At 67.3% G+C, this 13,623-nt stretch carries 10 protein-coding genes and 5 pseudogenes; 4 read left to right on the forward strand and 11 right to left on the reverse strand.

Annotation, left to right across the window (positions count from 1 at the left end):
• Positions 1-230, reverse strand: a pseudogene (locus tag ACFU8Q_RS31230) (serine/threonine-protein phosphatase); the annotation flags it as partial.
• Here ACFU8Q_RS31230 and ACFU8Q_RS31235 point away from each other — a divergent pair.
• Together ACFU8Q_RS31235 and ACFU8Q_RS31240 are read left to right on the forward strand one after the other, a co-directional pair.
• The gene (locus ACFU8Q_RS31235) at positions 216-569 is read left to right on the forward strand and encodes a hypothetical protein (protein WP_384460288.1); all 354 of its coding nucleotides are present in this window, start codon (positions 216-218) and stop codon (positions 567-569) included. The pseudogene ACFU8Q_RS31230 and the gene ACFU8Q_RS31235 overlap by 15 nt on opposite strands.
• Before the next feature lie 204 nt (positions 570-773).
• A pseudogene (locus ACFU8Q_RS31240) lies at positions 774-1,193 on the forward strand (IS701 family transposase); the annotation flags it as partial.
• Positions 1,194-1,409: 216 nt separating this feature from the next.
• Here the strand turns inward: ACFU8Q_RS31240 and ACFU8Q_RS31245 are convergent.
• From ACFU8Q_RS31245 to ACFU8Q_RS31280, 8 genes and pseudogenes are all read right to left on the reverse strand, one after another.
• Positions 1,410-5,570: a carboxypeptidase regulatory-like domain-containing protein gene (locus tag ACFU8Q_RS31245; protein WP_384460292.1), complete on the reverse strand. Its 4,161-nt coding sequence runs from the start codon at positions 5,568-5,570 to the stop codon at positions 1,410-1,412.
• Positions 5,571-6,009: 439 nt separating this feature from the next.
• A pseudogene (locus ACFU8Q_RS31250) lies at positions 6,010-6,330 on the reverse strand (IS110 family transposase); the annotation flags it as partial.
• Positions 6,331-6,500: 170 nt separating this feature from the next.
• A complete protein-coding gene (locus ACFU8Q_RS31255; protein WP_384460295.1) occupies positions 6,501-6,743 on the reverse strand; it encodes a hypothetical protein in 243 nt (80 codons plus the stop codon).
• A 294-nt stretch (positions 6,744-7,037) separates the two neighbouring features.
• Positions 7,038-7,610: a hypothetical protein gene (locus ACFU8Q_RS31260; RefSeq protein WP_384460298.1), complete on the reverse strand. Its 573-nt coding sequence runs from the start codon at positions 7,608-7,610 to the stop codon at positions 7,038-7,040.
• A 59-nt stretch (positions 7,611-7,669) separates the two neighbouring features.
• Positions 7,670-8,446, reverse strand: coding sequence for a GNAT family N-acetyltransferase (locus tag ACFU8Q_RS31265; RefSeq protein WP_384460301.1), 777 nt, complete (start codon positions 8,444-8,446; stop codon positions 7,670-7,672).
• 171 nt (positions 8,447-8,617) lie between these two features.
• Positions 8,618-8,878 (reverse strand): annotated as a pseudogene (locus tag ACFU8Q_RS31270) (pentapeptide repeat-containing protein); the annotation flags it as partial.
• A gap of 352 nt (positions 8,879-9,230) precedes the next feature.
• Positions 9,231-10,013 (reverse strand): hypothetical protein, encoded by a 783-nt coding sequence (locus ACFU8Q_RS31275; protein ID WP_384460304.1) that lies wholly within the window; start codon positions 10,011-10,013, stop codon positions 9,231-9,233.
• A 174-nt stretch (positions 10,014-10,187) separates the two neighbouring features.
• Positions 10,188-10,460, reverse strand: a complete 273-nt coding sequence (locus ACFU8Q_RS31280) for a DUF6225 family protein (RefSeq protein ID WP_384460308.1) — start codon at positions 10,458-10,460, stop codon at positions 10,188-10,190.
• 433 nt (positions 10,461-10,893) lie between these two features.
• Between ACFU8Q_RS31280 and ACFU8Q_RS31285 the strand changes: the two genes are divergently transcribed.
• A complete protein-coding gene (locus ACFU8Q_RS31285) occupies positions 10,894-11,553 on the forward strand; it encodes a hypothetical protein (protein WP_384460311.1) in 660 nt (219 codons plus the stop codon).
• 165 nt (positions 11,554-11,718) lie between these two features.
• On the opposite strand, the gene ACFU8Q_RS31290 is transcribed toward ACFU8Q_RS31285, so the two are convergent.
• Entirely contained in the window at positions 11,719-12,072 is a 354-nt protein-coding gene (locus tag ACFU8Q_RS31290; protein ID WP_384460314.1) for a CU044_2847 family protein, read from the reverse strand.
• A gap of 316 nt (positions 12,073-12,388) precedes the next feature.
• Positions 12,389-12,853, reverse strand: a pseudogene (locus ACFU8Q_RS31295) (lamin tail domain-containing protein).
• Positions 12,854-13,056: 203 nt separating this feature from the next.
• Between ACFU8Q_RS31295 and ACFU8Q_RS31300 the strand changes: the two are divergent.
• Positions 13,057-13,425: a VOC family protein gene (locus ACFU8Q_RS31300; RefSeq protein WP_384460317.1), complete on the forward strand. Its 369-nt coding sequence runs from the start codon at positions 13,057-13,059 to the stop codon at positions 13,423-13,425.
• The last annotated feature ends 198 nt before the right edge of the window (positions 13,426-13,623 follow it).

Consider the following 13,623-nt stretch of genomic DNA (forward strand, 5'->3'; position numbering starts at 1 on the left):
CCGCCGACGCGGGCCTGGGCCGCGGCGGCCAGGTACAGAGCCTCGATGTCCAGCCGGCCGAGGCGGTGCGGCATGGGGCGCAGCAGGACTTTCTGGGTCGTCTCGGCGACGGAACGAACGTCGGCGAGGGTCTGCTCCCGCTGCTGGCGCACATGACTGGCGTACGCGGCCGCGGCGGTGGCGCCCGCGATCACCGCGAGGGTGAACAGGTGTGTGTGCTGCTCACTCACATTACCGATGGTTACGGCGATCACTACGTCGATGGCCGCGGCGAGCACACCTATGGCTACCGTTCCGACCACTGGCCACACCGAGGCAGCGAAAGCGGGGGCGAGAGAGAGGAAGCGGCTGAAGTGGAGGTTACTCGGAGTGACAAAGGCAATCACAGTGATGATGGCGGTCAGCACCAGGGGCGCAAGGAGCGCCAAGTCCTCCCGCAGGCTGCCCGTAAATTGCAGGAATCGACCGAAATGGTTCATACAAGCCAAGTATCGGATCATTTTTGCCATCAGGCCAATTCGTCGCCCAGTACTTCAGCTGTGGATCGTGATCTTGCCGGTGGGGCGTGACTGGGCACGACAACTGTCACTGGCCCTGCACTCCGGCCATGCCCGATCCAGCCCCGGTCCGCAGGCTCCGCCGAGGAGCAACTGTCGATCATTGATGCCTTGATTGCTCTGCCGTTCCCCGAACGGGAAGGCCGGTCGAAGAAGCGACACGGATGGGGCGGGCCCGGGTATCACAACGCTGTTCTCCGGCGGAGCGGGGACTTCTGGAACGCGGATGCGGTCCGTGATGATGTGCGTGAATACGTCGTCGAGCACCTCTACGACGAGGCCGCAGTGCTGGTCGTCGACGAGACCGGTGACCTGAAGAAGTGCACCCACACCGTCGGCGTCCAGCGCCGATACACCGGCACAGCCGGACGGATCGAGAGCTCCCAGGTCGCCGTCTACCTCGTCTACGCCGGTGAGCGGGGACACGCCGCGGTGGACCGGGAGCTGTACCTCCCGCGCTCCTGGACGTCCGACCCGGAACGCTGCCAGGCCGCCGGGCTCGGCGAGGACACCGCCTTCGCGACCAAGCCGGAACTGGCCCGCACGATGATCGAACGGTTCCTGGACGCCGGACACCACGCAGGCTGGGTCACCGGGGACGAGGTCTACGGCGGCAATCCAAAGCTCCGGGCCGCGGCGGCCTCGCCCTGGAAAAGACCTCCGCACAGCAGCCCGAGGCGCGCCGCCTGCTGGGCCAGCACGGCCGCGGGCGTGAATGCCCGTATGGGGCCGATCCCCCTGCTGCAGACCGGAGGCGGCCGAGAAGGGTGACGGCTCCGCCATCGGATCGGTGGCGGGGCCGTCATCTGCCGGTGCGGGCCGGGCCGGAGTCCGGCCCGCACGAGCGTTGGATCAGGTACAGGTGTGGTCGTGTTCGAGAGAGAAGTCGGCCGTGGTCGGCTTGCGTGGATTAATCTCGACCGATGCGGTCTGCGACGCCCAGCCGTCCTTGGACGCGGTCACCGCGAGCGGGTTGTTCCTGACGTCGAGCCAGAGCTGGTAATGACCGTTCTGGTCGGTCTTCAGGATGTAGCTCGCCGCCTTCTTCGAGGTGACCCGCACGGTTGCTCCGGCCAGCGGCGTCGGCGTGCCGGTGCAGTCGGCTCCGATGACCGTCCCGGTGATCTTTCCCCAGGTCTTGGGCGGTTTCACCACGAACGTCACCGGCACCGGCGCGATCCCGTACGGGGTCTTCGCGCTGATCACGAGCTGCGCGGCGAACGTGCCGGGTTGGGTGATCCCGGCGATGTCGGCGTTGAAGCTCACGGTGACGTCAACGCTCTCGCCCGGCTGAAGCGTCACGTCGGTCTTGTCCTTGGACAGCCAGGGGACATCGGTGGTGTCAGCGCACTGGTCGAAGCCGGGCAGCAGCTCCGAGGTCGTAAAGGCGACGAAGCTTCCGGTACTACCTCCGATCTTGTACAAGCCGCAGGCGGAGCCACCACGGTAGAAAGTGCGGCTGGAGTTGGGCAGTGCGGACCAGGTGTTGGAACCCGGGTCGTAGGCGGAGCCCTTGTTGGTGAGCGTCCCGGAGCCGTTGGTCACGCCTCCGGACACGAGGAGCTTCCCGTTTGCCGCTGAGTAGCCCATCCCCCACAGGTCGATCGGCAGGTCGGCGATGGGAGTCCAGCTGTCGGACGCCGGGTCGTAGCTGTAGGCGTGCTCGGTGGTGGTACTTCCCGACGACCCGCCCGCGCAGTAGAGCTTGTTCGCGATGGCGCCGCAGCCGAGCCAGGAAATCGACTCCGGGTAGGCCTTGCTCGAACTCCAGGAGTTCGTGGCCGGGTCGTACACCTGCACGTCCGTCGTGCCACAGGCGGACGCGCAGCCGCCGACGATGTAGATCTTGCTGCCCAGCACGGTCATGGCGGCACCGGCATACGGCTTCGGGTTGTCGGCGCCGGTGGACCAGGCGCCGGTCAGCGGGTCGTAGATCTCGGTCTTGGCCACCGGATTCCCGTTCGCACCCCAGCCGCCGAAGACGTAGAGCTTGCCACCGTGGGCGACCGCCTGCGGCGCTTCCCGGGCGACGCTCAGGTTCGGCAGGGCACTCCACCCCTTGGCGCCCGGGTAGTAGACGTATGCCTTGCTGAGCATATGCGTGCCGTCGGCTCCGCCAGCTGAGTAGACCTTGCCGTCGATGGTCGCCACAGCGTTGTCCATGATCGGGACGGGGTAGTCGGGCACCGTCGTCCACGGTGCCTCGTACGGCGTCGCCGAGGGCTTGGTGGGCGCCGTCTGCGTGGTCTTGCCGGGCCGCAGCCGCAGGGGGCTGTAGTTTCCCTTCACCTCCTGCAGCGGAGCGCCCTGCTGCGCCGCGGCGGGCTGGTGGACGCCCGGCAGCTCATCGATCTTGGCGGTCACCGGGGCTGTTCCGGTGTTCTTCAAGGTCAGGGTGGAGCTGCCCTGGCCCTTCCAGGCGACCGTCTTGCTGAGCTTGGCCGGGCTGACCGCGATCCGGGGTGCCGGCAGGGCGAACGTGCCGTCAGTTGCGTGGTTCGGGGCCACGTTGACGGTGATGTCCTGTGCGACGTAGTAATTCCCCACCGTGGCGGAGAACTTGTGCTCCCCGGTGAGCGAGGAGAACATCCAGTAGAAGCCGTCGCCCAGCTTCGGGTCGTTCGGCGTCGCCGCCGAGGTCGTCTGCTCCGCGGGCTTGTCAGCCGAGGTCACCGAGGCGCCGTTGATCCCGGCGCCGGTGTTCTTGTCGGTCACCCGGCCGACGAGCAGGCTGCCGTCCACCGGGTCACAGGTGCGGTCGCCGATGAAGACGTCGTCAACCTGCCACCACCACCCCCACTTGGCGGTGAGGTGGAACCGTACCTGGACGTTGGCCTTGCCGGCAGCCTGGGGCAGGTCCACTACCTCGGTCCGCGGCCCCCGGGTGCTGTCCTTGGTGTGGTGCCAGGCATTGGTCCACGTCTGGCCGCCGTCGACGCTGAGATCGACGTCCCCGGTCTGGCCGAACGAGAAGCCGTAGTAGTCGGTGCGGAAGACGAGGGACGGGTGGGTTCGCTGACTGAAGTCCATAACCGGGCTGATCAGCGACGTGTCCTGGGTGTTTCCGTAACCGTAGTTGCTGCTGTCGACGATGGCGAAGCCGCGGGACCCGCCGGTCTTGTTGCCGCGCTTGCGGGGATCGTTGAACACCCAGGTCTGGCCGTTGCCCACCTTGTCATCGACGGTCCAGCCCGACGGCGTGGTGCCGCCGTCGAACGACTCGCCGGTACCGGCGTAGCGGTAGCCGTATCCGGCCGCGCTGCAGGTCATCGGGTCGACTGATGCATTGACGTCATGCGTCAGATCCGCCGAACCCACCTGAACATCCTGAGAGTCCTGCTTGTAACCCGGATACAACGGGTCGACCTGCAGAGTGTACGTGTTCCCGGCGGGCAGGCTCAGGGTGTACTTCCCCGTCTTGGGGTCGGTGTAGGCGACCGCCGTCGGCTCATCCTTGACCCGTACGGTCGCATACAGCGGCCAGCCCTGGCCAGAACCGTCATGGACCGTGCCCACGACGTTGACACGCGGCTTCGCGGTCAGCGCGAAGTCTTCGGTCACCGTCTTCCCGTCCGCGATCGCGACACCCGGCACGGTCTTGCCGGCGTACCCGAACTTGCTCGCGCTGACGTCATACGTTCCCGGTGGCACGGTCAGGGTGAAGTGCCCCTGCCCGTCCGTCATCGCCGTGACGTCACCCACGGTGACCTCGGCCGCCGCCAGTGGAGCCGTGCCGTCGGTGACGGTGCCGGTGAGAGTGCCGTTCGGCCCGGAACGGAACGCGGCGAGCCCGTTCGGAGTGCCGAGACCGGTCGGCCCGTCATAACCCGGGCCCGCAGTGCACAGGTAGCCGGCAGACGAGCAGCTGCCGTTCTTTCCGGACGTCACATCGTTGAGCGCGGACGGCTGGGCATACGGGTAGGAGTTCGGGGCCGAACCCGTCGCCGGTGTCCCGGCCAGCGCGTAGGCCGAGGCGATGATCGGGGCGGACGCGCTGGTGCCGCCGAAGACCTGCCAGCCACCGTGGTAGACCGCGACACCGGTGTTCGGGTCCGCCACCGCGGACACATCGGCGACCGCACGACGCGCGCAGCCGGTGTCCTTCTGGAACGACGGCTTGGACGCATACTCCGAGCAGCCACTGCCCGCACCACTCCACGCCGCCTCGGTCCAACCGCGGCTGGTGGAGGTGTTCTTGACCAGCGAGGTGCCACCGACCGCCGTCACATGCGGGGACGAGGACGGATACGAGACGCCGTAACCGTAGTCACCGCTACTGACGGTGATCGCGACACCAGGATGGTTGAAGTAGGCATCGTCGGCCTGGGTTTGATCGGAACCTTCGCGGCCGCCGTAGCTGTTGGAGACGAACTTGGCGCCCTGGGCCACCGCCTGGTTCACGGCCGTACCGAGGTTGTCCACGTTGCTGTCGTCGGCCTCGACCAGCAAGATCTTGCAGGTCGGGCATATCGCGCTGACCATGTCGACATCGAGTGCGATCTCCCCGGCCCACCCGGCGTCCGGTGGCGGATAGTTCGTGCCGCCGCGCTGGTCGATCTTCTTGAAACAGCCGTTGGCCGTGGTGCATGCCGGCAGCCCGTACTGCTGACGGTAGACGGCCAGGTCCGCCTCGGCGTCCGGGTTGTCGAACGCATCCACGATCGCGACCGTCTCAGTGGATCCGCCAGAGGGCAGGTTGTACGCGCTCTGCAGGTCGGCCGGGCCGAAACCGGTGGGAGCGGCATCAGCCTGGAGACCCTTCGCCGCGACGATATCGGTGCGGACCATGGCGAGACAGGACATCTCACCGGCTTTTGACGGCTTGGCGCACACTTGACTGGTGGGGTGCTGGCCGGGCGAGGTGGGGTCGGCGGCCTTTGTGGTCGGGACAGGACTCTCGGCGGAGGCCGCGGAGGCGGGGGCCGCGGTCGGCACAACGATCACCGTGAGCACGGCGACAGCGAGCGTCACGATCAGCGCGCAGACACGTCCGACCGTCGTGGTCAACGCCACCGGAAGCGACCTGCGGCGGAATGGTCGCGGGGGGGAATGAGACACGTACCTCTCCTACGGGGTATCGTTGATTGTCAATCAGCAGATATCTGCTCAGCCGCCCTTCTCCGGCTGCGACTTGTTTCAACGGCCTCGCGTGCTGTAGTGCGGAATTGCATCCGTGATCACGGGAGCATGAGGTCCCATTCGGTCTCTTTCAGCCGAATGGTGCCTGCCGTGATCAATTCCGGCTTGCCGTGGCCGTCATTACCCAAGGCAGATTCCACGGGCAGGTTCATGGGAGAGCACCGGGACTCTCCCACGGCGTCGCGATGACGACCAGGAGATACGGACGGCGGATAGCCGACTTGACGGTGATCCGTCAAGCATGGGGGCTGTATGGACCAACTCGCATAGACGGGCAGGCATTTGGTGCGCCCGCATGAGCGTGAGCTGCGGGACGTTCCCGCGGAGCGGGTTTGAGGGCGGCCCGTAACTGGGTGAGGGTGAGCCGGGCGGCCTTGGCCGAGGTGGGTGCCAGGGCGAGGACGACCCAGGCATCGGGCCGGGTCATCCCGCCCTTCTTGCTCTGGAAGGCAAAGAGGGCGGCGGGATGGAACTCGCGCAACATTGAGCGGACCTGGTTGGCGATCTGCTGTCGGCTCCAAACCGCGTCTTGCTGGGCGCGGGCCTACACGGTGATGGTCGGGGCAAGTTCGGAGTCGGCCGACAGAGGGCGGTGCATGGCCATGTCGGTGCGGAGGATGTTCACCAGGACCAGGCCCGCAATGTCCGCCAAGGCTTCATGGATCCGAAGCAGAAGGCGGCGTTCGAGGAGTTCCTTGCCCGGCAGGCATCCCTCGATGAGCAGTGACGCGCCGACCCATGCTTCGTGGCTTTGTAATTGATCTCTGGGCTCTGGTCCACTTCGTGTGGTGTGGTGACGCTCGGTCAGGTCAACAGGACACGTTTGCGGAGGAATTCGAAGCCTGCGCGGCGCAGTCGGGTAGCGGCGGACAGGATGGTGAGCATGTTGGCCTGGAACTTCTCACGGGCCTGCGTCTTCGTCTGGAAGCGCCGGTTGCGGACTTCGAGCAGGGGCGAGATGTACCACCTGCTGACTATGAGGGTGAGCAGGGACGTCACGATCGAGACCAGCGCGGTCGTGCTCCACGAGGGCATCAAGTCAGGCATGGGCGTGATGGTGGTTGGTGCCGGCCGAGATCAGTGAATCGGCCGGAGTGTGTGGGCCGGACGCCCTGATCGGCCCCCGAGGCCGAACCAGAAGCGAGGCCCACGGGAGTCGAAGGGGATGCAGCTGGCAGATTCCCATCCCCCGTCGGACCATCCGACTGCCCCGTGTCAGCGAAAGTTCACTGATTGCCATCGAAGATTGACCACTGCAGGGTTCGTGCCGTTGGCCCCTGACCTTCCAAGTCAGGCGGATGCGAGCCTGTCACGTCAGCGTCGCGCAAGTGGGCGCGGCGCTCACCCGAGAGTGTGGCTGCCGCGGTCAAAGGCGAGCCGGAACTCCGGGAAGCGTGCCCTCTTCGGATCCAGCAGGTCGATCAGCGTGACCAACTGCGTCTGCAGATCCTGTAGCCGAGTGATGGCCGGGGCGGTGTCCGCAGCGAGCCGGTCCATGTCCGCCAGCAGGACGGAGAACCACTCGGCGAAGTCGTTGTCGTGCTCCGGCTTCACGCAGAACTCCGCGTAGCCCAGACAGCGACGTCGACCCGGCTCACCATCGGGATGGACCATCAGTTCGCCGATAGCCCGCTGCTGAACGCGGAACAGGCGCAGCTCATTGCTCACCGGATCGATCCTGGCCAGGCTCGATCCGATCCGCGAGATCTGCCGCATGACCCGCGTGTTGACGCGGCTCCGGCCAAGGTCGAGGAACTGGATGTCACGTCGCAGGATCTCCACCCAGCCCAGGTATCGGGGCAATTCAGCGTGGCCGTCGCTGCGCGGGCGGCGTCTACGGCCCGGGTATACCCCGAGGTCGTCGATCGGGCTCACGCCGACTTTGCCGCCCTCCAGGCCCAGGAAGTTCCTCACCCCTGCCTGGCCGAAGTGCTCCAGCCTGCGAGCGAGAAGCGTTGAGCAGGGGGTACCGGCTACGGCTTGTACACGTACGGGGTCGTGGTGCTCAGAGCGGCGAAGCCGAGCCGTTGCAGGATCGGGCGGCTCTGGTCGGAGGCGTCCACCTGCAGGTAGCGGTAGCCGTGCTCGGCGGCGATCTTGGCGCGGTGCGCAACCAGCGCCCGGTAGATCCCCCTGCCGCGCCAGGCGGGTACGGTGCCGCCGCCCCAGAGGCTGGCAAACTCGGTGCCTGGGTGTAGCTCCATCCGCGCCCCGCAGACCGGCACGTCGCCGGCCATCGCGACGACCATGCTGACCGTCCCCGAGCTCTCGGCCAGCATGTCGAACAGGCTCGGCCGCAGCCAGTCCGCAGTCGTCTCGAACGCCCCCTCGTGCGCGGACAGCATGAGTTCCACGTCGGCAGGGGTGGTCACCGGGTGCAGCCGGACACCCTCGGGCAGCCCACCGCCGTCGGGCAGGTCGGCGATCCGGGCGATCATCAGGGCCTCGTCGGGCTCAGCCTCGAACCCGGCCGCCAGCAACAGCTCGCCGAGATCCTCCGGCTGGTCGTGCGAGTAGAGCTTCCACTCGAACTCACGGCCCAGCTCGGTGAAGTACCGCACCTGCTCGGCGATCTCCTGCCGCGCTGTGGCCTGGTCCAGGCCGGACCAGACGACCGCACTCCAGCCGCCCTCGACGCCGACCTGTCGCACCACCTTGCCGACCCGCTCGACCCGGACGCCGGGCGCGTCGGCGAGGGTATTCCGCCGAATCTGACGGTCGAAGAGGGCGAGTACTTCAGAAGTATCCATCCGCGTATTTCAGCACGGGCGAGAGGGCTCACCAAGCGGATTTCCACCCACCTGGAGGGGGAGCCGGATCAGCGGCCGCAAAACCAACGGATACCGCTGACCTGGGGCGATGCCGTGGTTACTTTGCCTACTGCGCTGGGCGGGGCAGTGCGGCTGCCTCTGTCGGCTCGGCGAGTGTCGGGCAAAGGGATCGGGCAGGTCGCCGGGAGAGGGAGAGAAGGGTAGGCGGAGGTAGGCGCACAGGACGTCAATGCAGGTCTGGCGCAGGTTGTCGTCCCGGGCGTCGTCGGCAAGCCCGGTCAGTGCGTGGACCCCGCCGAGCCGGACTGCGGGTGAGTCGGATCCCAGTTTGTCGACGGCTTGGGAGAAACGCTCGGTGTGGAGAGGGGCGGCCTCATGGTGGGCGCCGACCTCGTCGACGCGCTGGCGACGGCCGCGGCATCAGCGAGCCGGACCTCGGCAACCGCCGCACCGTCCAGGACGGCGGCCGTCGCACGGTCCGCGAGGCAGGCTCCGAGCTGTACTACCGCCCGGGTCCGGAGCGGATCGTCCAGCACCCGGACGGGTCCGTCCGTGCCACAGCACCAGCTGGTCGGCCCCGGACACCACGTACTCCCACCGGCTGCGCGGCTCCCTGAGCCCTCCAGGTTTCTCCACCCCCGCGCTCTCAGCCTCTGCCACAGCAGATCCAGCTCGACGAGCAGCGACTCCAGGGTGGACTCCTGCTGCTATGGCGCTTCACTGCGACTGACGCGGCCGTCGCGCAGGCGGCCTGGAAGCAGCTTTACGGACGGCTGTCTGCGTCGTGCTGCCAGGTCACGCCGAGGGCGGTACCGCTGTACAGGGTGCGCGGGGCCTGGGCGGAGCCGGACGGCTGCCGTCCGAGAGCGTCAGGGATGCCGGCGAGCCGGCCCGGATCGGGGGACAGCTCGGCCGGGTCCGGAGGCAGCAATTCGCCGATACCGGCGGACTTGGACAGGTTGTCGGCGTCGTCGTCGCTGTACCAGCCGGTGACCAGGTAGCTGAGGGTGCCGTTGGCGAGGGCGGGATCCCCGTTGCGGTACACCAGGGAGTCGTGGACGGAGAAGACGTTCTCGTTGTACGGCTGGTAGGCGGCGAACGTCGGCAGTCCGGGGCCGACCGCGGTGAGGAACAGTCCTTCCGCGGGGCCGTCCGGTTCGACCCACGAGCCGGCCCTCAGGTCGAGTCTCCTCCCCGTTGCGGCGGGCCCGGTCCGGCTGTTGTACAACGTGAGGCTCCGGGCGGTGCCCCGCGCCCCGTGCGGACCTTCGTTGTCCAGGAAGTCACTGTGGACAACCCAGCCGGCGGCCTGGCGTGCGTTGGCCGGGCCGTGGTAGCGAACCATCAGCCAGCGGTTGGGTACCAGAGGGAAGTCGATCTGCCCGTTGTCGGGGTGGTCATACCCGTGGGTGAGGGCCTCGGGGAGCTGCCACTGCAGGAACACACCCGCATCGGATTCATCGAAACTCCGTGCGTTCGAGATGTTCGCCCGGTTGACGGCCAGCGCGTGGACCTCGATCGGCACAATCAAGTCGGTGTCACTCATTGCGGTCTCCTTGCGAATGCGGGACGCAGCTCCGGCAGCAGCGGGGGCTGATCATGTCCACCGCGCTGGCGGGAACGATCAACTCGATGGCCGGGGGCGGTGAAGTGGGCTGGTCAGACATACGGGCCTTCCACTTGGCGGTTGCCTGCGCGGGCACCCGGAAGACAGCGATAGCTAGTCGAGCAGCTCGTACCTGTCGGCTGTCCAGTCAGCGAACAGGGTGAGTGCCTTCTCTGTTTCGGTGCGTTCAGGCGTATTGGAGGTGGCCGGCCACCAGTTCTCGACGTGTTCGGCGTCTACGAGCACGTAGGTGGCGTAGCAGTCGAAGTTGCCGGGGTCGTCGGCGACACCGATGCGGATGGGAGCGTCATCGGGCAGGTCTTTGATCGCTTCGCGGAGCTGCGCGACGTTCCACGCCGATGGGGCGTGGACGAAAGTGTCAGCCATGGGCACAGGATGCAGGACCGGTCTGACAGTCCTGGTGATGACACGGCCGTACCCCGGGCCAGAGCGCTGATCCGGGGTACAGGGAGCTGGGGTGAAGAACCGATCACCGGGTGGCGAACCGAACCCAGCCGACGAACACCGTATTGGCCAGAGGATTGCCGTGGCCCATGAATCTCGCGGTGGCGACGCGCGGGGCGGGCCTTGCGCCGGACTTCTCTGCGACCGTCAGCCATGTTCCGTGCCGGCCGGGATCTCTTTCCGCCTCGGGAGGTGGCCAGGGCGTCGGCAAGTTGGTGACCTGGCCGGTTAGGTGGCCGGTTGTCCAAATCCGAAATCCGTAGGGTTTGAGGATTCGGCGGTCATCGCGGCCATGGTGCCTGAGGGCGTGGACGATGTTGGCATGGCCGGCCCTGGCCGCCTAGCATCGCCGGTCATGGACATCGCGCTTGTCCGTTCACGATGGCGGGCCGTACTTGCCATGTTCGCCGTGCTTCCGTGGGGGCTGGGCCTGCCGTTGGCGGCCCTCACATTCGGATTGGACGCCGTCGCGGGGCAGCCTGATGTGCTGGGCACCGCGATGGCCGTGGCAGCCGGTGCGGCGTCCTTCGCGACCGTTCCGGCTCAGGTGCAGACTGTCAGGGCTCTGCTGTCCAGACCCCGGCTCACCCTGGAGACCGACGCCCTGGTCATCCATGACCCCGTGCTCCTCCGCAAAGGCGCCCGGATCGCGCGCGAGCGAATCGCGGAAGCCGATCAGCTGGACTGGAAGGACGCCGAGGTCAGCTTCCGCATCGGCTACGACACGACCGAGCTGACTCCGTTCCGCGAACCGCTGAACGTGGAGGTACGGCTACGCGGCGACCACGACTTCCCCTCGGCCCGAAGGCTTCACCGCGGCACCTGGATCTGGCGCCTCGCCCGCAGATCGGACCGATCCCCGCAGTTTCCGGTGCCGGGCGACCGCTACCGAAGGATCCGGATCCGTGCCAGACACCCGGTGGACGCCCTCACCGCCCTCACCGAATGGGCCACGAGCTCAGCCGCTCCTGACGCCGGGCGCCCTCCCCATGGAACGGCAGGTGAGCCCTACTAGCAGGGCCCCGGAATTCAGGCGGTTTGTCCCGGTTTTCGCCGATCAGTGGGGCAGCGTCCCGCGACATCGAAAGGGCCTCCAAGGAAGCCTTCGAGCACGCCTCGCTCGGCACCGACCCGGCCCCCTGCGCGGGACCGACAGTGCTCTGCTGCTGCCAGGTCGCGCTCACGGTCGGGGCGCCATACCGTTCACACCCACGATGCCCAGCTTGAGGTCCTGGCCGATTTGGATACCGAATTCGACCTTAAGCTCCTGCGGCGCGTTCTCGGTGCCCGCGACCGCACCGTGGACCTCCTCCAGGAGCTGCCCGAGCGGGCGCAGCGTGGCTCGCAGGCCGTCCGTTGCGAGCGCAGCAGCCCGTCCCCCGCGCGCCACCGGAGTGGAGGTGCCAAATACCTCGGGAAGATCCGGCGCCTCCGACGTCTCGGCAAGGACGAGGGCCGCTGCCGGCTCTCCGGCGTCGGACAGCTCCACACGCAACGCAGCGCCAGCCACATCGAGTTCAAGGTATTCGGGCATAACTACATCTTGCCGACCTAGGCCGACGCCGGACCGAATGCCGCGAGCCCACCGGGCTGGTACAGGGGGGAATGTTCAACCTCCACCACCCGCGCCCCGGCTGATCAGGGCAGGCCAGCCGGGGCCGTGGGGGCACAGAAGGCTGCCGCCTCTCGGCGATTCGCTCCACGAGCGTTTCAGCCGAACGATCCTCCCCATGAGCCATAGGTGAGACCGTGCGTGTGCGCCGGGGCAGATCAGGCTGCCCCGGCGCACGGCCTGCATGGGTGGCGGGGCTTTCAGCCCGCCTTGCGGGCAGCCCGCTCACCGCCGGGTGTCAGCGGCGGTGGTGGTGTCCGCGGCCCCAGGACTCAATGTCGATAGTGCGGCCACGGTCGTCGCGCAGGGGCGCGGTGCCGGAACGGTTGTCCCAGACTTGGTTGCGGCGGTCCTGATAGAGGTCGGTGCGGGTGTCGCGGCCGATACCGGTGTGGATGCGGACGGTGGCGCGGCCGGCGAGCCGGACGACGTTGTCGAAGCGGTAGCGGTGGCCGTCCTCGTCGCGCAGCGTCCAGCCATCCAGGTTCACCGCGCGGCGGTTGTGGTTGGTGAGCTCGACCCACTCGGCGTTCAGCGACCGATTGGTGCGGTTATCGCGGCCCGGGCTGTCGGCCTGCACGGCGCTGATCTCGACCCGCGGCTGCCGGTGGCGGTCGTTGTCGTGAGCTCAGGCCGGCAGGGCGACGGCGCCGGCGGCCAGGACAGTGGCCGCAATACGGCGGGCGGATACAGAAACAAACATAGGTTATGCCCCCTCAAGAACAGTGAAGCTCCGCCATCTTGAAGTGGCTGGTCAGCGGGGTGGCGTGACCTCGTTTTGGGGTGCTCGTGCTGGTCGTGGGCGGCAGTCTGTGTTGCAGATCGTCCGGCGGGGTGGTTTTACCGATGAGTTCACCGTCCTCGAACGGTCTACCCAGCGACACGATCGTTCTCGACAGGAGTGCCATGTCCACCATCCAGCCGGTGATCATTACTGCCGACCAGGACGTTCTGCTCGGCTTCTATACGAAATTGTTCGGCGCTGAGGAGATCTTCCGGGTACCGGCCGAAGGCCCGGCCTTCTACCTCGGCTTGCGCATCGGCGACACCGACCTCGGGCTGGTGGCCAAGGCGAACCCGGGGACCGGGGCGGCGTCGCGAATCCTGCTCAGCATCGGTGTCGACGACGTCGACGAGACGCTCGGCCGGGTGGAGGCGCTGGGCGGCTCGGTCCGCGGCGGCCCCAACAACATGCCGTGGGGACAGCGCGTCGCCCACATCCAGGACCCCGACGGCAACCCGGTGAACCTCACTCAGCCAATCCCGGCCCGGTGACGCTGTTCCGGGGGCATGTGCTGATCGTGGGCTACCCGCGGTAGAGATCAATTGTCGGTAGCGGCCTCGCTGTTCGTCAGGACGAGCAGCGCGCGAAACAGGTGGGTGGCGCGGGCGGGGTCAGTACTGAGCTTGGTAGGAGGCCGCTTGCCCGGACTTGAGTGAGACGACCTTGCGAAACCCGTCTCACTCAAGTCC

It is taken from the genome of Streptomyces sp. NPDC057543 (assembly GCF_042801895.1).
Taxonomy (GTDB): Bacteria; Actinomycetota; Actinomycetes; order Streptomycetales; family Streptomycetaceae; genus Streptomyces.

Bases quoted from the DNA above. Each gene is read 5' to 3' on its own strand.
- ACFU8Q_RS31300 (WP_384460317.1), top strand. From the start codon at position 13,057: ATGTCCACCATCCAGCCGGTGATCATTACTGCCGACCAGGACGTTCTG.
- ACFU8Q_RS31285 (WP_384460311.1), top strand. From the start codon at position 10,894: ATGGACATCGCGCTTGTCCGTTCACGATGGCGGGCCGTACTTGCCATG.
- ACFU8Q_RS31290 (WP_384460314.1), bottom strand. From the start codon at position 12,072: ATGCCCGAATACCTTGAACTCGATGTGGCTGGCGCTGCGTTGCGTGTG.
- ACFU8Q_RS31275 (WP_384460304.1), bottom strand. From the start codon at position 10,013: ATGAGTGACACCGACTTGATTGTGCCGATCGAGGTCCACGCGCTGGCC.
- ACFU8Q_RS31280 (WP_384460308.1), bottom strand. From the start codon at position 10,460: ATGGCTGACACTTTCGTCCACGCCCCATCGGCGTGGAACGTCGCGCAG.
- ACFU8Q_RS31255 (WP_384460295.1), bottom strand. From the start codon at position 6,743: ATGCCTGACTTGATGCCCTCGTGGAGCACGACCGCGCTGGTCTCGATC.
- ACFU8Q_RS31265 (WP_384460301.1), bottom strand. From the start codon at position 8,446: ATGGATACTTCTGAAGTACTCGCCCTCTTCGACCGTCAGATTCGGCGG.